Source organism: Undibacterium sp. Rencai35W (assembly GCF_049340185.1).
GTDB lineage: Bacteria > Pseudomonadota > Gammaproteobacteria > Burkholderiales > Burkholderiaceae_D > Undibacterium.
On sequence record NZ_JBMPPC010000003.1, the window covers coordinates 433,901 to 453,897 of the forward strand.

The following is a 19,997-nucleotide window of genomic DNA, read 5'->3' on the forward strand; positions in this document are numbered from 1 at the left end:
GAAACACGACAATATCTACCCCTAGATGTTCACATCACACGCCTGACATATCTGCTCACTAAAATGCGGCGCATCTCATTGATGTGCTCATTAATGTGCTCGATGATGCGCTGAGTTAAAGCTTATTGAGTTATTTATCTGGTAAATACCTAAAAGCTTGCTTAGGTGATCACGTCAGTGCTCAGCGCTATGCTTGATTCGACTACCGGAACAGTGCCGTATGACTCAAAAAAAGATATTACTGCTGAGCGTTTCTGCGGGGGCCGGGCATATGCGTGCTGCTGAGGCGATTCGTGCTTATTCGCTTGATCCTCGTTATCGGGTCGTTGCAGATCATCTCGATGTGATGAATTATGTGACGGCGGGTTTTCGTAAAATCTATACCGATTTTTATCTCAAGCTGATCAATAAAGCGCCGACCTTATGGGGATACCTGTATCAGGTGTCGCATGAAGCACAGGCTGACGGTACGATAGAAAAACTGCGGCGTGCTCTGGAGCGGCTGAATGCGCGGGCGCTTTTGAAAGAGATCGCCGCAGTCAATCCTGATGCGATTATCTGTACGCATTTTTTACCGGCAGAAATGCTGGCGCGGCTGTTACGCAAGCAACGCTTGCACTGTCCGGTCTGGGTACAGGTTACTGATTTTGACTTGCACAGGATGTGGGTGCATGAGGGAATGGCAGGTTATTTTGCAGCGAATGACGAGGTGGCTTTTCGCATGCGGGCGCAAGGGATTGCAGCAGATACGATCCATGTAACGGGTATTCCCATCATGCCGGGCTTTGCACTGAGGCCGGACCGTGCAGTAGCGGCACGGCAGCTTGGTCTTGATGCCAGCAGAACGACGATTTTATTAATGGACGGTGGTGCCGGTCTTGGTAGTCTTGAGCAGATTGCTGCACGTTTGTTACGCATCGCAGGCGACTTTCAATTAATCGCCATGGCGGGAAAAAATGATCGTGTACACACAGCCCTGATGCAGTTAGCGGCGCAATTTCCGGGGCGTCTTGTCGCGCAAAAGTACACTGACCATATCGAACAATGGATGGCGTGCGCCGACCTGGTGGTGACCAAGCCCGGCGGTCTGACTTCTTCAGAATGTCTGGCGATGGGTTTGCCGATGATCGTCAACGCACCGATCCCCGGACAGGAGGAACGTAATGCCGATTATTTGCTGGAGCAGGGTGTGGCTTTAAAGGCCTTCGATGAGGTCACGCTGGAATATCGTGTGCGCTACCTGCTGGAGCATCCCGAAAAACTGCATGAGATGCGGCTCAAGGCGATGGCGCTTGGGCGTGCCGATGCGGCATGCAGGGTGCTGGAACAGGTGTGTCACTCTGGCTCCTCTTCACATCGTAGCGACATGACTATGTTGCCAGCGATGGATCTGACAGCGCAGCCAACAACGCAGCCGCCAAACTTGCTAACACTACGACTGACAATATCGCGATGAACGAGCGCATACCGTCCAAATCGCCCAAGTCCCGACACAACTTGCAAGCGGAGTCTGACATTGTGCCAGTCTGGCGGCGGCTGATCGTGTTGCTGACCTGGGTTGCTTTACTCGCCTTATTTTTTGCCCAGACCGAGATACAGATCGAGGGCAGTGCCGGATGGGGGGCGAACCTGCCGACCTGGCGTATAGAGAAGCATTGGTTGCTTGATATCTTTTGGGGCGGTCGTGCTATGACGGGATATCACGCCTGGGTATTTCCGTTTATCTCGCTGGTGTTCCATTTTCCATTATTCTTTTTCCATACCTGGACGCTGAAGCTGGAAGCAAGGGCACTAGCCAGCGTCATGAGTTTTTGGATCATGGAGGATTTTTTATGGTTTGTGTTGAATCCTGCATTTGGCCTGGCGCGCTTTGATCCGGCGTACATTCCGTGGCACAAGCACTGGCTCTGGTGCGCGCCGACAGATTACTGGACTTTTTTAACACTCGCGTGTGGCCTGTTCTGGTTTTCTTATTTTTCTGCTACGAGAGGCGAGAAAAAGGTTAACGAGGGGTGACCGAGTTGGGGATTATGAGAAGTTTCCTATAGGATGTTTCTAAAAATCCTCCAGTCCATATTTTGTGGAACGGCTTACTTCTGTTTTTTTCCATGTCTCTGTGCCTCCTTGCCTCTGTGATGAGAGGTCTTGGTGTCTGCATAAGTCTTCAATAGGATTTTTCAATTTGAAGCTTTTTAACCGTTCCCTGTATTGAATCCGCAGGCTGTATGCGGCTTTCAAAGGCATTTCGTGCCAGCAGGCGCACTCAGCTTGATATCGATATGCCACGGAGCCGCTTACTCCAGTCTTTACTTTGTGTCTCAGTGCCGCCATGTCAGCGTGGTGTTCCCGTATTTTTTTTGAGTGATTGTTTTTTGATGTGCTACATTGGACTATGCTTGCCTGATTGAAATAGTCTGTCATAGTTAATTCGATCAGTCAGGTCTGAATGGATAGCTTCCTTGCACTGATAGGCGATGACTACTATGCGACTAAAAAGCACTTCGCTGTTACGTATTCTCCTGATCCCTTTCCTGATTCTGATGCTGATACTGGCAGGTATCATTACGTCCGTCTTGTATCGCGCCGGGGAGGAAACGACCGATGCCGTCGCCCAAAAAACCCTGGATGCGATCAGTTCGCGGATTAATGCCGTCAGCGAAAAACAGCTCGCGAGCGCCTATGTCATTCTGAATTCGATTGCGCCGAATGCTATTCACTCTAAAGACAACCACTTTCGTCTGGACCTGGCTTTTCCTAAAGATTTGCTGAAGATAGAAGAGCGACTGTGGAGTGCGACTGGCTTGTTCCCTGATATCAATCAACTTGCGTATTTCGGTGCGGAGGATGGTGGTTTTGTCAGTGTCAGGCGCATGGTCGATGAGGGGCGGGTAGAGGTACGTTACCGGCAACCCGGCGCGACCCAAAGTGATGTGTACAGTATGTCAGCGCCGAATCAAAAAATCGCTTTGCTCAGAAGCGATCAGTTCGACCCCAGAGTGCGCCCCTGGTATAAAAATGCCGTCGCAAAAAACAAGGCAGCATGGTCAGCGGTCTACATTGATTTTACCAAGCGCGAACCATTACTGACGCTGACCAAACCCTTGTACGCGAGTGACGCCGACAGCGCGCAAGGCGAAAAGTTACTCGGCGTACTCGCGACTGACGTATCGCTCAAGCAGATCACTGCAGCATTGCAGCAGATGGCGATGCCGGATGGCAGCATTGCTTTTATTGTTGAGCGTTCTGGCGAGCTGGTGGCGACTTCCTTGAGTGAATTGCCTTATGTCCGTGTCAGCGATACCGCGTTGAAGCGTCAGTTCGCTTCTGAAAGCGTGTCGCCTCTGATGCGCAATGTGTTCAATCATGTGCAGCAAAGAATCATGCCACAAATGTCGGATCGTCTGCGGGACGGAGTAAGCGATGAGGCTCCCACGATTGACATTATTAGCACCCCGCAAGGGATCGTCCAAATTGCTGTTGGCCGCCTGATCGATCCGGCGGGACTGGAGTGGATCACGATTGTCGCAGTGCCGAGAGCGGCGATCCGTACCGAGATGCGTGGTCTGACCATCGGTAGTCTGGGCGTTGCTCTGAGCGCGATACTCGGGGCCTTATTACTCGGCTATCTGATTCTGCGCTGGACGATGGTCGATATCCGTAAACTCACCGAGGCAGCACGGCGGGTCGGTAGCGGTGAGCCAGTCAGGGATATCGATATTCAGCGGCGCGACGAGATCGGTGTACTGGCGGAGAGTTTGCAAGAAATGCAGCATAGCCTGCGCACCGACAGTCTCACGCATCTCTTGAACCGCGATACTTTTATTTCGCAGATCGACTTTACCCGGCGCCGCTCTACGGATTTAAAGAATCTGCGCTTTGCATTGCTGTTTATTGACCTTGATCACTTTAAAAAAATCAATGATGAGCACGGGCATGAGGCAGGCGATATCGTATTGATTGAGATAGCGAGACGACTGGAATCTGCAATCAGGAAAGAAGATGCCGCAGCGCGTTTCGGCGGTGACGAGTTTGTCGTCTATCTGCATGGTGTCGCGCAGCGTGATCAGGCGAATCAATTAGTCGAAAAATTACGTCAGGCAATCGAAGCACCGGTCCGCCTCAAAGAGGGCGTTACAGGTATTGTCGGTGCATCCATCGGATTAGCAATGTATCCGGAAGATGGTTTGGATATGGATAGTCTGCTACGGGCATCGGACTTGCGTATGTTTGAAGAAAAAAGTCGTCGTAAAGCGAGAGCACGCTGATGCTGAGAATGCTTTTTCGCGAGCGGGAGTGGGTGTGGTAATGGGAATGCGAATGCGAGGTGAAGTAGCGGATGATCCCGCTACTTCACTATCTCAGCGTCTCAATATCAATACCTCAATATCTAGACTTTACTATCCAGACCTTAGTATCTAGTTCTAACGATCACCACTTCATTTCACCCTTACTTACTTTTGCACCCAGATCCAGTGCGATGCCCAGGCCTGCGTTCGGGTAGGCTTTTTTCATACGGTCAATCAGTGCCGCGGCATTTTTACTTTGATCAAATTCCTGTTCAAATTTTTTCAGGTAATCGCGGGTATAGATCAGTTGTGAGGCATCAAGTTTTGCGCCGGATTTGAGATGGCCCGGTACCACCGTACTTGCTTGCAGCGACAGCATCTGATCCAGCGACTTGACCCAGTTAGCACGGGCTTCTTTTTGTGCGGTGTCTGCGGTCCAGACATGCAAATCGGCAAATGTTGTGACACCGCCAGCGATTGCTTTGATCGATGGGATCCAGACATAGTGCTTGTAGTCTTCCGGTGCATCGTAGCCGACTAATTCGAGTTTTTTACCTTCCAGGTCGATGCTGCTGGCTGTCCATACCTCAGGGATGACGGGTGTTTTAGGTCCGTTCACACCTAACTGCGGCCCCCATACCTGAAGTTTCTTTTGCAGATTTGCCTTGATGTGATCGACCGTGCCAGCGCTGGCGACGATTTTTGCGTCAGGAAAAATTTCCTTGATAACTTCTGCGCCGAAATAATAATCAGGATCTGCCTGGCTGATATAAACGGTGTTCAGATGCTTGCCGCTTTCTAATATCATCGCTGCAACCCGTAAAGCATTGGCGCGTGTGAATTGTGTATCCAGTAATACGGCTTCTTTTTCGCCAGTGACCAGTACCGAGCTGACATAGAAGCCGCTTTCTTCGGCGCTGAATACTTTTAATTCTAGTGGTTTGTTTTGTGCGATGCTGCTACCCGCGATTGTCATGCCAAGCAGGGCTGGAGCGGCGAATGTCAACAGAGATTTTTTCATATGATGTCTTTCTTGATGATGTGGTTGGTCGGGTACGTCTGCTACTGCTAAGGGTAAAAAAAGAACTAACCTGGGTGTTTGAGAATCGTGTCGATCTGTGCCAGTAGCCGCTCAGGATGCTGGTAGGCGTGGCTGTGATTCAGATGCGTTTTGATGCCACCGGCTTCGAGGATGAAATTCGGAAAACCACTTGCACCGAACGCATTCAGATAAGCCCGGGCGGTATTGACGTGCTGAGGCAGCGACGTCAATGCCTGTGCGTAATGGGATGCAAATGTCGTGGGAGTAATACCAAGCTGCTCGGCCAGCGTCGCCAGTAGCGCGACATTGCTGACGTCCTTGCCGTGGACATAATGCGCCTTCTGTATTTGTTCCAGCATTGCGTGTGCCAATCGTGGCGCCAGCTCTTGTACCGCCATCACCGCTGCCGCAGGAGGAACTGAATGGTATTGCAAGGGATCTGCAGTTTTGACGCGGTTCAGATAGGCTTCTCCAAACGTCATGCCTGCCAGCGCAGCGATACGCTGATCGGCTGCGACGATATGGTCGCGATAGGCAGGATCGATATTGGCAGGTGACGCAAACAACAAACCAGGGTGGAAGCGTATCGCTAAGTCGTCGCCAAAATATTGGCCGATGCTTTTTAGCAAAGGACTGGCGGCATAGCACCAGCCACAGAGCGGATCAACTATTGCGTGAAGCTTGATTGTCATGAGGGCTGTCCTTTTTTTGTGGAGTGCTGCAAATCGAAGAAGTGATGCCATTGTAGGGAGTGCGTCGCGGCAGAAAAAGAGCGTATGATGCAAATCATCTTTCTGTTTTTCAGAACAATCAAGTCGATATTTTTATGCAATTTGATCATTTGAGACGCATGGCCTTGTTTGCCGAGGTCGCACGTTATGGCTCGTTTTCTGCGGCTGCGAGAGCGCAGGATCTGGCGACCTCGGTTCTCAGTACGGCAGTCAGTCAGCTTGAAGACGAGCTGGGTGTGCGCTTATTGCACCGGACGACGCGATGTCTGTCGCTGACGGAAGTCGGCCAGGATTTTTATGCGAAATGTCAGGACATGCTGGCATCTGCCGATGCTGCGCAAGAACTGGTGGCGGAGCACTCGGGGGAAATTGCCGGACGCCTGCGGATCTCTGCCGCATCGGATGTTGCGGAGAAAATTATTTTGCCAGCGCTCGCACCGCTGGCGCGTGCCCATCCCAAATTGTTATTGGATATCATGGTCGACGATCACATCGTCGACATGACCACGCAGTCGATTGATCTGGCAATCCGTTCCGGTTGGATGCGTGATTCGTCGCTGGTGGCCCGCAAGCTATCTGATTTGCATGAAGTGTTGGTCGCCTCTCCCGCGTATCTGTCGCACTACGGTATCCCGCTTGCCCCCGACGATTTGCGTACACACCGGATTATTGGTTTGAGTCGTTTTGCGGATCCTACAACCTTGGTGTTTAAAAACGGACAGGGCTCGACTGCACGGATCAACATGACACCGGGTGCAATGACCGATAGTGTGCGTATGTTGTGTGAGCTGGCACTTGAGGGATTCGGAGTGGCACGCTTGCCTAGCTATACGGTCAGGGATGCATTGCAAAACGGACGTTTGCAAGTGCTGCTGACAGACTGGAGCTTACCGGGAGCGGGTATCTTTGCGGTGACCTTAAAACGTAATCTGCAACCGAAAAAAGTCAGCGCGGCAATTGAGGCTTTGAGTCAATTTTTAGCAAAATCATCCTGAGCGCGTAATTGAGCCGGGGTAAGGTGAGTTTACGCAAAAACCAAGACCTCTCAACACAGAGACCCCGAGGCACGGAGGCACGGAGGAAAAGCAAGAGAAACCAGTTCGGTTAATATTGATGAGAGAGTTTTTAGATGTTCCCATATTGAACCCGCAGGCTGAATGCGGCTTCCAAAAGATTTTCGTGCCAGCAACCGCACCCAGCTTGCGGATTCGTTTGAGGAGTTTCTAAAAATTCTTTCATCGATATTTGATGGAGCCTTTTCTCTGTGCCTCGGTATCTCTGTGTTGAGAGGTCTTAGTTTTTGCGCATTTCCATATTCAATTATCAACTGGCCTAGCTCTTTTTAAAAAAAGCCGAAGGTGATTTGCCAAAGGTTTTTTTGAACATGGCAGAAAACGCCGACTGGCTGGTATAACCCAGCTCCGCTGCAACCCTGGATAAGGGCAAGCCGCCAGAGATTAAAGGCGCTGCTCGCGCCAGCCGCATTTGCTGACGCCAGGTGCCAAAACTCATCCCCAGATCTTGTTCAAACAAACGTGCCAGTGTCCGTGCAGAGGCGCCAACCTCCTTTGCAAAATCGTCTAGTGTCAGAGCCGATGCCGGATCGGCTATCAGTGCCAGGCACAGGCTTTTCAGTCGCTTGTCGCGTGGCATGACGACATTCATCGGCAAGCTTTTTGCCAGACGCAATTCATCGAGTAAGACGGCAACCAGGTGGTCTTCACGCGGACCGGCCTGATCATGCTCGCTCAGACTCATTACGAGTTCCCGCATCAGTGCCGAGACTTCGAGCACGACACACTGTTCGCCATTGATCGGTACGGCATCCTGATGGACATAGATTGCCCGCAGACGTGCTTTTTCCAGAGTCCGTACCTCGTGCTCGACATTGGCCGGTATCCAGATCGCCCGCAATGGCGGCACAAACCAGGTACTGTCTTTGGCGAATACCTGCATTACCCCATCGATCGCATAGGTTACCTGTCCCCAGGGATGCTGATGGGCGCGTAAGAGTTCATCGGCCTCAAGATCCCGCGCGACGACCCGCACCGGGCGCTCGGTGCTGGGAAATAGCCTGGCAGGGGGTGCTTTTGTGTTGGTCAGAGGTGATGTGCGCATGCTTGTCCATTTTGCGATAAAGATTGTCTTTTTATCTTAAATCAGACGACGTAATTTTGCTTACACTTTGTGTGTTAAGCGTATTTATGTATTTATGTATTTTATTTACTTTCAGGACTGACGCAAAAACTAAGACCTCTCACCACAGAGACACCGAGACACTGAGACACTGAGACACTGAGACACTGAGACACTGAGACACTGAGACACTGAGAAAAGGTGGGGGAAACAGGCCTCATCAAATATTGATGAAGGAGTTTTTAGAAAATCCTCAAACGAATCCGCAAGCGGAGTGCGCCTGTTGGCACGAAAATCCTTTGGAAGCCGCATCCAGCCTGCGGGTGGCTCTGTGTCCGGTTGTTCTCTGCACCTCTCGGGGCTCACTATTTCTGTGGTGAGATGTCTTAGTTTTTGCGTAAGTCCTGATTCATTTCCTTTATCAACACAGCAGGTCTACACAATGACAACAACGATGACGGCGGCAACGCCTGCAAATAACGTGAGACAAGACGCTCTGGTGATCGGTCTGGTCGGACTGGCGCACAGCATCTCGCATTTTTTTCATTTAATACTGGCCCCTTTATTTCCCTGGATTAAAGAGGCGTTTAGCTTGTCCTATGCCGAGCTGGGGCTGTTGATGACGGTGTTTTTCATTGTGTCCGGTGTCGGTCAGGCTTTATCCGGTTTTGTGGTGGATAAACTTGGTGCGCGAGCCGTGTTGTTCTTTGGGGTGAGCTGTCTTGGTGTTTCTGCGCTGGCATTATCGATGGCGCAAAATTATCCGATGCTGCTGGCGGGATCGATGCTGGCGGGCTTGGGTAATAGCGTATTTCATCCTTCCGATTACACCTTGCTGAATAAGCGGGTATCGACTGCGCGGCTCGGTTATGCATTTTCCGTCCATGGCATTACCGGCAATCTGGGATGGGCGACAGCACCGGTATTTCTGATCAGTATTGCGGGTATCGCTGGATGGCGGAACGCCTTGCTGGCGGCGGCCTTGCTGCCCTTGATCGTGCTGGTTATTCTGTTCATTTACCGCGATGCCTTACGGACGGATGAGGTCGCGCAGACTAACCGTGCCGCTACTTCGGCAGGCACAGTGAATCCGGCTGGCGCCATCAATAAAAATGAGGGAACGATGGACTTCATGCGCTTGCCCGCTGTCTGGATGTGTTTTGCTTTTTTCTTTATGACGGCGATGGCACTTGGCGGAATACAGAGCTTCGCTTCTGTCAGTTTGCGTGAAGTGTATGGCATGTCGCTGGGCTGGGCGACGACGGCCTACACCGGTTATATGCTGGCATCGGCGGCGGGGATGTTGTGGGGCGGTTTTATCGCGGCGAAAACGACCCAGCATGACCGCACTATTACGATTGCGTTTTCGGTAGCGGGCTGTTTTGCGCTGTTATTGGCGACAGGCTGGGTGAATGCCGCCTTGGCGGTGGTGCTGATGGCGGCGATTGGATTTGGTTCTGGCATCGCCGGACCGTCCCGCGATCTGCTGATCCGTGCCGCAGCACCGAAGAACGCCACGGGGCGGGTGTATGGCGTTGTGTATTCGGGACTCGATACCGGGCTTGCCTGTTCGCCTTTGCTGTTTGGCGCGGTCATGGATGCTCATCATCCTGGCTGGATTTTTATCTGCATCGGCGTGTTTCAGGTGATGGCGATTTTGACGGCGGTGAATGTGGGAGCGAATACCAAAGCCAGAGCGCTGGCGGTGTAAAGGCTTCTTTGCGGGCGGCATCATCGGATGAGTGTGAAACATTCAGGTTCACTCAGGATGTACCTTGCCTCAGTTTCATACTGGCTTGGCACCGCAGAAGATGGCTGGCGCTTGGATAAAAACAACTGGCTGGTTAGAATAGTCTGTGCAATGACATTGATGCTGATGATTTATATACTCCTCATTAGTATATTTTTATCGCGCTTATAAAGCCTGCGGATAAAGCCCTATTTTATGCAATTGATGGGGGAGTATCGCTATTTCCTTTTTTTAAACACATTCTGAAAGAACGCCATGAGCCTGTCAACCTGCGATATCTGCGATGCCCATGAAGATCAAATTGCCAGCGGTGAGTTGCAAGTTTTTCCGCCGATTTTTATGAAATTTGGTCGTCACGCGCAATTCGCTGGCCGTGCCGTTACGTTGAAGCTGTTTGAAGAAAACGTCTTGGTACGCAATCAGCTGGAGACGCCTGGCAATGGCAATGTACTGGTGATTGATGGCGGCGGCAGTTTTCGCTGTGCGCTGGTCGGTGGTAATCTCGCCAAGCTCGCTGAGCAAAACGGCTGGGCGGGTATCGTCGTGAACGGTTGTATCCGCGATGTCGATGAGATCAACGCCTGCAACATCGGTGTCAGGGCACTCGCTGCTTTTCCTGTCAAAAGTGCTAAACGGAATACAGGACAAGAGAATGTCCGTCTGCACTTTGCCGGTATCACGGTCAATCCGGGGGACTGGATTTATGCTGACGCCGATGGTGTCATTGTGTCGCCGCTGGCCTTGAGCTAAGTTGAATTGAGTTGCGTTGAATTGAGTTCGGTCCGGTCTGCTCCCGTCGATTTAGGTTGACGAGGCATTGTACGATCAGATCCTAAATCAGCTCTACGCTTTGCAAATTCAAATAACTGCTTTCCCGTATCGTCTTTACAAAATCCGTCAGATACGCCTTGTCTGCCAGCTCCGGTAGACAGGCGGCATATAGTTTGCCTGTCAAGCCATCGGCAGTAATCCGCTTCGGCAAGACATAATCCCGGTTCACATAATTTTGCGCCGCCCACACGGGCAGCGTGGCGATGCCGCGTTTGCTGGCGACCAGTTGCAGCATGGCGACGGTAAGCTCGGTGGTGCGGCGGGTGGTATCGACACCGGCGGGTTTCAGCACTTGACGTACGATGTCCAGCATGTCGTCCGGCACTGGATACGTGATCAAGGTATCACTGGCAAAATCCTGCGCTACCAGATAATCGCGGCTGGCCAGCGCATGGTCCTTGGCGAGCAGGGCGACAATCTCGAAACGGAACAGCGGCTGATAACTGATGCTCTCGTCATGATCGATTTCGGACACGATTGCGACATCGGCGCGACCGTTGTACAGCAAGCCGACCGGATCCGCTTGAAAGCCGGACACAATATCCAGCTCGACCTCGGGCCAGCGATTGCGAAACACATCCATCGCTGGCATCAGCCAGTCAAAACAGGTGTGGCACTCGACCGCAATCCGCAATTGTCCGGCGACACCTTGCGCCAGCCGCGCCAGATCGCGTTCGGTATTGGCGATCTGCGGCAGCACGGCATCAGCGAGTTGCAGCAGTCTTTCACCTGCCGGGGTAAAGCGTATCGGGGTCGATTTACGCTCAAACAAGGCGCTTCCATGATGTTCTTCCAACAGTTTGATCTGGTGCGACAACGCTGATTGCGTGACATTCAGCAGGGTTGCAGCACGCAGCAAATTGCCGGCTTCGCGCAGGGCATGCAGGGTTTTTAGATGTCGGACTTCGAGGATCGATTGCATAGGAGACGCTGATTATTAGTAAAATTCAAGTTGATTCTTAAAATTTATCGTTTGAATCATAGTCGACACTCAACCATCATGGCAACACTTAAAAGATTAAAAGGAGTTGTCATGGCATCAGCACATATTTTGGGGTTTCCGCGCATCGGCGCGCAACGCGAATTGAAATTTGCCCAAGAGGCATTCTGGCGTAATGAATTGTCTGAGGACGCATTGCGTGATATCGGTGGCGATCTGCGCGCCCGCCACTGGGCGGTGCAAAAGCAGGCGGGGCTGGATCTGGTCAGTGTCGGTGATTTTGCCTGGTACGATCAGGTGCTGACGACACTGGCATTGCTGGGTGCGCTGCCGACCCGTTTTGGCTTTGATGCGCATGAACTTAGCCTGAGCGATTATTTTTGCGCAGCGCGTGGCAACAGCGCTCAGGTCGCGATGGAAATGACGAAATGGTTTGATACGAATTATCACTACCTCGTGCCGGAATGGACCGCCGATACGCAGTTTGATGGCGGTGTCGACTGGTTATTCGATGAGCTGGCGCAAGCGCAGGCCTTGGGGCTCAACGCTAAGGTGACACTGATTGGTCCGGTCACTTTGCTCTATCTGGGTAAGATTAAAAACGGCCTGTCTCATAAGCTCGATCTGTTGCATAAAATTGTTCCCGCGTATCAGCGACTCCTCGCCAGAGTCAAGGCGGCAGGTGTTGAGTGGGTGCAGATTGATGAACCAATTCTGTCGCTTGATCTGGATACGCAATGGCAAAATGCACTACAAGTAGCCTACGTCGCGCTGGAAAAACACGCGCCTAAACTGCTGCTGACCAGCTATTTTGAATCCATCGGCGATCATGCCGATATCGTGCATCGCTTACCGGTAGCCGGTGTGCATCTGGATCTGGCCAGAGCACCGCAGCAACTGGCGCCTCTGCTGGCAAACTGGCCGCAAGGCCGCGTACTGTCTGCGGGTGTGATTGATGGACGTAATATCTGGCGCGCTGATCTGTCCGCCTTACTGAAGCAGTTACAGCCTGTGCAGCAGGCATTGGGCGATCAGTTATGGATCGCGTCAAGTTGCTCCTTATTGCATGTGCCAGTCGATCTGGCAACCGAAACGGGTCTCGACGCCGAATTAAAAAGCTGGCTGGCATTCGCCACACAAAAGCTGGATGAAATTCAAGCGCTGAAACAAGCCTTAAACGGTGAGGCAGCATCGGTGTTACCTCACTTTAATGCAGCCCAAATCGCCCGCCACACGCGTGCCAGCTCGACCCGTATTCATAATCCTCTGGTGCAGCAGCGACTGGCCGCAACCACGGCTGCCGATGCGGAGCGCAAGAGCGTTTTCAATGAGCGTATCGGTAAGCAGCAGGCACGTTTTCAGTTGCCGCTGTTCCCGACGACCACGATAGGATCTTTTCCACAGACCAAAGCGATTCGTCAGGCGCGTGCCAGCTATAAACGTGGCGACCTGAATCATCTCGATTATCTGGAGGCAATGCGTGCCGAAATTCGTCTGGTAGTAGAAAAGCAGGAGCAACTTGGCATCGACGTACTGGTGCATGGCGAGCCCGAGCGCAATGACATGGTTGAGTATTTTGGCGAACAACTCTGGGGTTACGGTTTTACCCAAAACGGCTGGGTACAAAGCTATGGCTCGCGCTGCGTCAAGCCGCCATTTATTTACGGTGACGTATATCGTCCCGAGGCTATGACCGTCGCCTGGAGCATCTACGCGCAAAGCCTGACGGACAAGCCGATGAAGGGCATGCTGACGGGGCCAGTCACGATGTTGCAATGGTCATTTGTACGCGACGATCAGCCGCGCGCAACGACTGCGCTGCAAATCGCTCTGGCTCTGCGCGACGAAGTGACCGATCTGGAGAAAACCGGTATCGGCATGATACAGATTGACGAACCGGCTTTCCGCGAGGGTTTGCCTTTACGCAGTGCCGATTGGCCAGCGTATCTCGACTGGGCCGTGCGGGCATTTAAGATCAGCGCATCGGGCGTCGCTGACGATACGCAAATTCATACCCACATGTGCTATTCGGAATTCAATGACATCTTGCCTTGGATCGCAGCGATGGATGCCGATGTCATCACGATCGAGACCTCACGCTCCGATATGGAATTGCTGGAAGGCTTTGGCGAATTCGCGTATCCGAATGACATCGGCCCCGGCGTCTATGACATTCATTCGCCGCGTGTCGCCAAAGTCACCGAGATGCAAAGGCTGCTGCAAAAAGCCCGCAGCGTCTTGCCAGACCGGCGGCTCTGGGTTAACCCGGATTGCGGCCTGAAAACTCGCGACTGGCCAGAAACCATTGCGGCTCTGGAGAACATGGTGCAGGCCGCCAGACTACTGCGCGCCTCGGTCGAGGAGCATGAAGAACATCTCGATTGTTGCTGAGTACGGTAGGACTGAATCAAAAACCAAGACCTCTCACTACAGACACACAGAGATACAGAGATACAGAGATACAGAGACACGGAGACACGGAGACACGGAGACACAGAGGAAAGGCAAGAGTAAGCGGCTTCATGTGATGTCGGTATTGAAACGAATCCGCAATGTGGACGCGGCTTTCAGCCATATTTCAGGCTGAAGGCCGCATGAACATTAGCGGATTCAACTCAGAAGTTTCTAAACGCCTTCACATTAAAAATCACATGGATAGGATTGACGCAAAAGCCAAGATCTCTCACCTCAAATGCAAAGAGAAAAGGCAGGAGTAAGCGGCTTTACGTAATATCGATTCTATAGAGATCCTTGCTGCGCAGGGGCTAGCACAGGAACTCTTTTTGCGGAATCGATGTTTCATGCGGATGCTGCATAAAAATGGTGGAAGAACGGAATTGTCAGGGCAAGATGTTTTGTAAGTCGTTGCTGACATAGTTGACTGGGTAAAACGCATCTGGGCATAATCCCTGCATGCCTATTTCTCCCGCCATCCAGTTCATTACATTGACTGTCTTAGTCTGATGTGGATAGACACCCATTGCCATTTAGATGCCAGCGAATTTCAGGGTGCTTCGCTGGAGGTCGCACAGGCTGCGTCTGTGAAAGCGGTCTCCGGCATTGTTATTCCGGCAGTACATCCGAGTAATTTCGCTGTTGTTGCCGAGCTGGCGAGACAGCGTAGTGACTGTTTTTATGCGCTGGGCATTCATCCCATGTATGTTCCGACCGCGCATGAAAAGGATTTGCTTATGCTGCGTTCTGCGGTTGAACAACTCATGTCTGCGCCCGGTAATGCGGGGCGTTTTGTGGCGATTGGTGAAATTGGTCTGGACTTTTTTGTCCCGCAATTGACGCAGTCACCATTGCGGGAAAAGCAGGAATTTTTTTATAGCGAACAACTGAAGCTGGCGCGTGATTTTAATTTGCCGGTATTGCTGCATGTGCGCCGGTCGCAAGACACCATCCTCAAATATTTACGTCGCATTAAGGTTCCTGGCGGGATTGCCCATGCGTTCAATGGCAGCGAACAGCAGGCGCAGACTTTTATCAATTTAGGGTTCAAGCTTGGCTTTGGCGGTGCGATGACTTATACGCGTGCCTTACAGATCCGGCGACTGGCGACGCAGCTCCCGTTGAGCGCGATTGTGCTGGAAACCGATGCGCCGGATATTGCGCCAAGCTGGTTACACCCCGCGATTAATCGTCCGGCAGAATTGCCGCAGATCGGTGCGGTACTGGCTGAATTGCGTGCAATGTCTATCGAGGCAGTGGCTGCGCAGACCAGTGCCAATGCCTTTGAGGTATTGCCGCGAATGCGTGCCGTCTGAGATATGCGGCTGGCGATCATCAGTTTTGTGATTGGTGTCGCTTATGTGCAGCAACAGGCTAGCTTGCTGGCGTATTGGCCTCTGGTGATGCTGTTATCCGGCAGCGTCTTTATCTTGATGCTGGTTCGCTTTATATCGCGAAAAGAAGCGTCAGATAGTGGGCCGCAAGTTCTGTCTTTCCCTGCAAATTTTTTACTTCGTTGTCTGACTTCACTTTCATTGGCGAGCCTCGGATTTGTCTGGGCAAGTCTGTTCGCTCATTGGTATCTGGCACAAGAGCTGCCGTCCCGCTGGGAAGGGCGTGACGTCACCGTGATCGGCACGGTTGATAGTTTGCCTTTCCGTTTTGAGCGAGGAGTCCGGTTTAATTTTTCTGTCGAGCAGGTATTGCCGGATGGCGGTGAAAAGCCGTCATTGCCATCGAAACTGGCACTGTCCTGGTATGCCCCGAATCGCGTCAATGCCGATGTGGACATGGGCGATGAAAGCAGTGATCAGGCGGCAGATCGGGTGGTAGATGTACAACCCGGCGAACGCTGGCGCTTCACCGTCCGCTTGAAGCGCCCTCATGGCAACGCTAATCCTGAGGGCTTTGATTATGAAGTCTGGTTGCTTGAGCAGGGCTTACGCGCTACTGGCACCGTGCGGCCAGCCAGCTCAACTAGCTCAACTAGCTCAGCCAATCCGGCTCTCGTACCGAATCAACGACTGACTCCGTTTGTCTGGAGTGTCGGCAATCTGATTGAGCGCGCCAGAGGTGCGTTGCGCGATAAAATACATGCGGCAATTCCTCAGGCAACTTACGCCGGTGTCATCGTGGCACTGGTTATTGGCGATCAACGAGAGGTGGGGCAGTCCGACTGGAAAGTCTTTAACCGAACAGGGGTGGGGCATCTCTTTTCAATCTCTGGTTTACATATCACGATGGTTGCCGGTTTGTTCGCGAGCCTGGTGTATTGGTTGTGGCGGCATTCATTTTTCTTGCTCGATTATCTGGATGAGCCCTTGCCACTGCGCTTGCCAGCCCAAAAAGCTGCGGTATTGGCCGGTGCACTGATGGCCTTGTGCTATGTCGCGTTGACGGGATTTGGTGTGCCGGCGCAACGCACACTGTATATGCTCAGCGTCGTCGCATTCGCCTTATGGACAGGGCGTTTAACCAGTATCTCGCACATCTTGTGCGTGGCCTTGGGATTGGTTGTGGTGCTGGATCCCTGGGCGGTATTGTGGCCAGGATTCTGGTTGTCTTTTGGTGCGGTCGGGATGATTCTGTTCGCATCCGTCGGACGTGGCCAGCCAGAGAGGGTGGATAGTCATCGTGATCAGCTAAAGCAATTAAGTCGACTAAATCAACTAAAGCAGCTCTGGCATAGCGCTACCCATACACAATATGTGGTGACGATAGGGCTGATTCCGCTGACGCTCTTACTGTTCGGGCAGATCTCTTTAATCGGCCCTGTCGCGAATGCGGTTGCGATTCCGGTCGTGAGTTTTATCGTGACGCCGCTGGCATTGATTGGCAGTATTTTGCCTTTGCCGCTTGCAGGCTGGGTTCTGACGGTCGCACATGCTTGTGTCACATTACTGGCGTCGATATTGGGCTATTTGAGCGAGCAGGCACTGGCTGTATGGGCAACACCCGTGCCGCCCTGGTGGATGGCAGCGATTGCGATGCTGGGTGTGTTCTGGATGCTGGCGCCGCGTGGCTGGCCTTTGCGCTGGCTGGGGCTGTTTTGCTGTCTGCCTTTACTATGCCATCAGGCCAGTCATCCTGATGATGAGCAGATGCACGTGACAGCGCTGGACGTCGGACAGGGGATGGCCTTGCTGATAGAGACGGCACATCATCGCTTGTTGTATGACACGGGACCGGCATATTCACCAGAATCCGATGGAGGCAGTCGGGTAATTTTGCCGTATTTGCGAGCACGTGGTATCAGCAAACTCGATGCTGTCGTCATCTCGCATAATGACAATGATCATTCTGGCGGCGCGCTAAGTATTTTTAAGGAAATGCCGGTCAGCTGGGTGAGCAGTTCGCTGGCCAAAGACAGTCCCATCGTTGCCGCTGCCAGCCATCACAGGTCTTGCGTCGCGGGTCAGGCCTGGTCTTGGGATGGCGTCGATTTTGAGATGTTGCAACCAGGCGAGGCGAGTTATGCAAGCCAGAAATGGAAACCTAACGCCCGTAGTTGTACCTTAAAAATTTCGACGAAACACCATGCAATCCTCTTGCCGGGAGATATCGAGGCAGTGCAGGAGGATGAGTTGCTGCATACGATACCGGATAAGTTATCAGCCGATGTCCTGCTGGCACCGCATCATGGTAGCGGGACATCCTCTACGGCAGCATTTTTGAAAGCCGTCCATCCTGGTCTGGCTATTTTTCAGGTCGGCTATCTAAATCGTTACCATCATCCTAAACAGGAAGTCTTTGATCGCTACAGTGAATTTGGAATAAAACGTCTAAGGACAGACGAGGCAGGTGCAATCACATTACAATTCGGGACAGAATTACGCTTTTCCACTTACCGTAGCGAACATGCCCGTTATTGGTATCACCGCTGATTATTAATCCATCACGCCATTACTCCATCCATCACTCAGTTTTGCTAATGATGCTCCCCTGATTATTTCTCCCGATTGTGAATCCTGCTTATGTCTACTGCTTATGTCCACTGAATCTGTTAAACCTGTCATTCATTTTGCTCATGCAAATAGTTTTCCTGCCGGGACCTACCGCGTTTTTTTCGATTTTTTGCGCACTCATTATGATGTGCAGGCATTACCTCTGCATGGACATAACCCTGCGTACCCGGTGACCGATGGCTGGCCGCATTTGGTACAGGAGTTGATTGATACCTTAGAGTCGCGCTATCAGTCTCCGGTTATTTTGCTGGGTCATTCACTGGGCGGTATGTTATCGATGATGGCGGCCAAAGCGAGGCCTGACCTGGTGCGCTGTGTGGTGATGCTGGATTCGCCTCTGGTTGGCGGGTGGCGCGCGACAATGCTGCGATTGTTTAAATTGATCGGGCTGGATAAGAAATTTTCGCCTGCCAGATTTTCAGAAAAACGTCGTAATCAATGGAAGGATGCCGAAGAAGCCTACAAGCATTTCGCAAGCAAGGAAATGTTCGCTATCTGGCCGCCTGAAGTGCTGCGTGATTACATTAATGCAGGCATTCAACCGAATGAGAACGGCGAGGGCGTGACACTGCGTTTCACCCGTGAAGTCGAGACGGCGATTTATTCTACTTTGCCGGACGGGCTGGGTTATCTGGCTCGTAAAGGGCTTAAAGTGCCTATCGGCTTTGTCGGTGGTACTGAGTCCGTCGAATGTCGTCAGGCGGGCCTGAAGGCGACTCATCAGTTAGTGGGCAACAATTTTGTACAAATCCTGGCGGGACATTTGTTGCCGATGGAGGTGCCGGAACAAGCCGCAGCGGCGACGCATGCAATGATTCAGTCTTTGATTTCAACCACGTCACATCATTAAGCGAGAAGATCAATATGACACAGATTTTTTCAATACCGCAGGTGCAAAGGATGCTGGGGCTAGGTTTGCTGGCCGTGAGCGTGCTTTCGCATGCTGACGGACTTTCATGGGAAGAGTGGCAGGATGTGCGCTCCAAGGGTGTGACTACGCTGCAACTGACAATAGATAACGATAGTCTGCTTTTAAAAAAAGACGACGGTTTTTATACCAGCGGCAATCGCGTTGTGACGAGTTATGTGCTTAGTACAGCACAGCAATCCATCACTTATGGCTGGCAGTTAGGGCAAGATTTATACACGTCTTCTGACATCAAATTGCTGCCAGCTCAGATCGCGAAAAATGATCACCCTTATGCGGGCTGGTTGTTTGCTGGCCTGTATCGTGAGTTCGCGGATTTCAGCGGTACCGGCAGCCGGATTGCTTTTGACCTTGGTTGTCTTGGTCCTTGCGCGGGCGGTGAATGGTCGCAGACGCATTTGCATCGTCTGATCCAGCAGCCCTTGCCGCAAGGCTGGAGTACCCAGTTGCGTAACGAGTGGGGTGTTGTTGTGTCAGGTGACTGGACTCCGGTGCGCTGGTCGCCGGGAGCGGGGATTGATTTGACGCCGCGATTGAAAGGACGATTCGGTAATATTTTCACCGATGCGGCAACGGATGTGACCTTGCGTTTGGGAGCTTTGAATCCCTTGCCTCAGCAGTCAGCCAGTTATGCTTTTTTGCGGGGCGAAGCAAAATTGGTTGGCTATAACGCGACTTTGCAAGGCGGTTATTTCAATAATCAAGCCACCGGCATCACGCCTAAACACAGTGTGGGAGAGCTGGAGCTTGGCTATGTCTGGCGTGCTGGCAGTTATGGCGCCAGCGCCTCTATTTTGCGTCGCAGTAATGAAATAAAAGAGTTATCCAACGGGACAGGCGCACAAAATTTTGCCCGGTTGCAATTTGTCTATGCGATGTAAGTTCTCATCATTATGAACGGAGAAATCGGGCGCGATTTTTATCTAGTGCTTTG

At 52.0% G+C, this 19,997-nt stretch carries 15 protein-coding genes; 11 read left to right on the forward strand and 4 right to left on the reverse strand.

From position 1 onward, the window contains the following. Positions 1–220: 220 nt before the first annotated feature. From ACO0K3_RS09030 to ACO0K3_RS09040, 3 genes are all read left to right on the forward strand, one after another. On the forward strand, positions 221–1,456 hold the full coding sequence (locus ACO0K3_RS09030) for an MGDG synthase family glycosyltransferase (protein ID WP_422983815.1): 1,236 nt from the start codon (positions 221–223) through the stop codon (positions 1,454–1,456). Further along, positions 1,453–2,016 (forward strand): hypothetical protein, encoded by a 564-nt coding sequence (locus ACO0K3_RS09035; protein ID WP_422983817.1) that lies wholly within the window; start codon positions 1,453–1,455, stop codon positions 2,014–2,016. The genes ACO0K3_RS09030 and ACO0K3_RS09035 overlap by 4 nt, the downstream gene beginning before the upstream one ends. 458 nt (positions 2,017–2,474) lie before the next feature. Then, positions 2,475–4,265, forward strand: a complete 1,791-nt coding sequence (locus tag ACO0K3_RS09040; RefSeq protein WP_422983819.1) for a diguanylate cyclase domain-containing protein — start codon at positions 2,475–2,477, stop codon at positions 4,263–4,265. Positions 4,266–4,428: 163 nt separating this feature from the next. Here ACO0K3_RS09040 and ACO0K3_RS09045 read toward each other — a convergent pair whose 3' ends face one another. Together ACO0K3_RS09045 and ACO0K3_RS09050 are read right to left on the reverse strand one after the other, a co-directional pair. Further along, the gene (locus tag ACO0K3_RS09045; RefSeq protein WP_422983821.1) at positions 4,429–5,307 is read right to left on the reverse strand and encodes an MBL fold metallo-hydrolase; all 879 of its coding nucleotides are present in this window, start codon (positions 5,305–5,307) and stop codon (positions 4,429–4,431) included. Between the two features lie 65 nt (positions 5,308–5,372). Beyond that, positions 5,373–6,020, reverse strand: a complete 648-nt coding sequence (locus tag ACO0K3_RS09050; RefSeq protein WP_422983823.1) for a DsbA family protein — start codon at positions 6,018–6,020, stop codon at positions 5,373–5,375. 134 nt (positions 6,021–6,154) lie between these two features. Between ACO0K3_RS09050 and ACO0K3_RS09055 the strand changes: the two genes are divergently transcribed. Further along, positions 6,155–7,054, forward strand: coding sequence for a LysR substrate-binding domain-containing protein (locus ACO0K3_RS09055; RefSeq protein WP_422983825.1), 900 nt, complete (start codon positions 6,155–6,157; stop codon positions 7,052–7,054). 337 nt (positions 7,055–7,391) lie between these two features. Here the strand turns inward: ACO0K3_RS09055 and ACO0K3_RS09060 are convergent, their stop codons facing one another. Further along, complete coding sequence (locus ACO0K3_RS09060; RefSeq protein ID WP_422983827.1) at positions 7,392–8,177, reverse strand: AraC family transcriptional regulator; 786 nt, start codon at positions 8,175–8,177, stop codon at positions 7,392–7,394. Positions 8,178–8,637: 460 nt separating this feature from the next. Between ACO0K3_RS09060 and ACO0K3_RS09065 the strand changes: the two genes are divergently transcribed. Continuing rightward, complete coding sequence (locus ACO0K3_RS09065) at positions 8,638–9,906, forward strand: MFS transporter (RefSeq protein WP_422983829.1); 1,269 nt, start codon at positions 8,638–8,640, stop codon at positions 9,904–9,906. A 294-nt stretch (positions 9,907–10,200) separates the two neighbouring features. Beyond that, complete coding sequence (gene rraA, locus ACO0K3_RS09070) at positions 10,201–10,695, forward strand: ribonuclease E activity regulator RraA (protein ID WP_422983831.1); 495 nt, start codon at positions 10,201–10,203, stop codon at positions 10,693–10,695. Between the two features lie 82 nt (positions 10,696–10,777). Here rraA and ACO0K3_RS09075 read toward each other — a convergent pair whose 3' ends face one another. Beyond that, positions 10,778–11,698, reverse strand: a complete 921-nt coding sequence (locus tag ACO0K3_RS09075; protein WP_422958647.1) for a LysR substrate-binding domain-containing protein — start codon at positions 11,696–11,698, stop codon at positions 10,778–10,780. 111 nt (positions 11,699–11,809) lie between these two features. Here ACO0K3_RS09075 and metE point away from each other — a divergent pair, with 111 nt between their 5' ends. The 5 genes from metE (at position 11,810) to ACO0K3_RS09100 (ending at position 19,944) form a co-directional block, all read left to right on the forward strand. Continuing rightward, positions 11,810–14,107: a 5-methyltetrahydropteroyltriglutamate--homocysteine S-methyltransferase gene (gene metE / locus ACO0K3_RS09080; RefSeq protein ID WP_422983833.1), complete on the forward strand. Its 2,298-nt coding sequence runs from the start codon at positions 11,810–11,812 to the stop codon at positions 14,105–14,107. Positions 14,108–14,679: 572 nt separating this feature from the next. After that, on the forward strand, positions 14,680–15,486 hold the full coding sequence (locus ACO0K3_RS09085) for a TatD family hydrolase (RefSeq protein ID WP_422983835.1): 807 nt from the start codon (positions 14,680–14,682) through the stop codon (positions 15,484–15,486). A 3-nt stretch (positions 15,487–15,489) separates the two neighbouring features. After that, positions 15,490–18,054, forward strand: coding sequence for a DNA internalization-related competence protein ComEC/Rec2 (locus ACO0K3_RS09090; RefSeq protein WP_422983837.1), 2,565 nt, complete (start codon positions 15,490–15,492; stop codon positions 18,052–18,054). A gap of 103 nt (positions 18,055–18,157) precedes the next feature. Further along, positions 18,158–18,985 (forward strand): alpha/beta fold hydrolase, encoded by an 828-nt coding sequence (locus tag ACO0K3_RS09095; protein WP_422983839.1) that lies wholly within the window; start codon positions 18,158–18,160, stop codon positions 18,983–18,985. A gap of 14 nt (positions 18,986–18,999) precedes the next feature. Further along, positions 19,000–19,944 (forward strand): lipid A deacylase LpxR family protein, encoded by a 945-nt coding sequence (locus ACO0K3_RS09100; RefSeq protein WP_422983841.1) that lies wholly within the window; start codon positions 19,000–19,002, stop codon positions 19,942–19,944. Positions 19,945–19,997 lie beyond the last annotated feature (53 nt).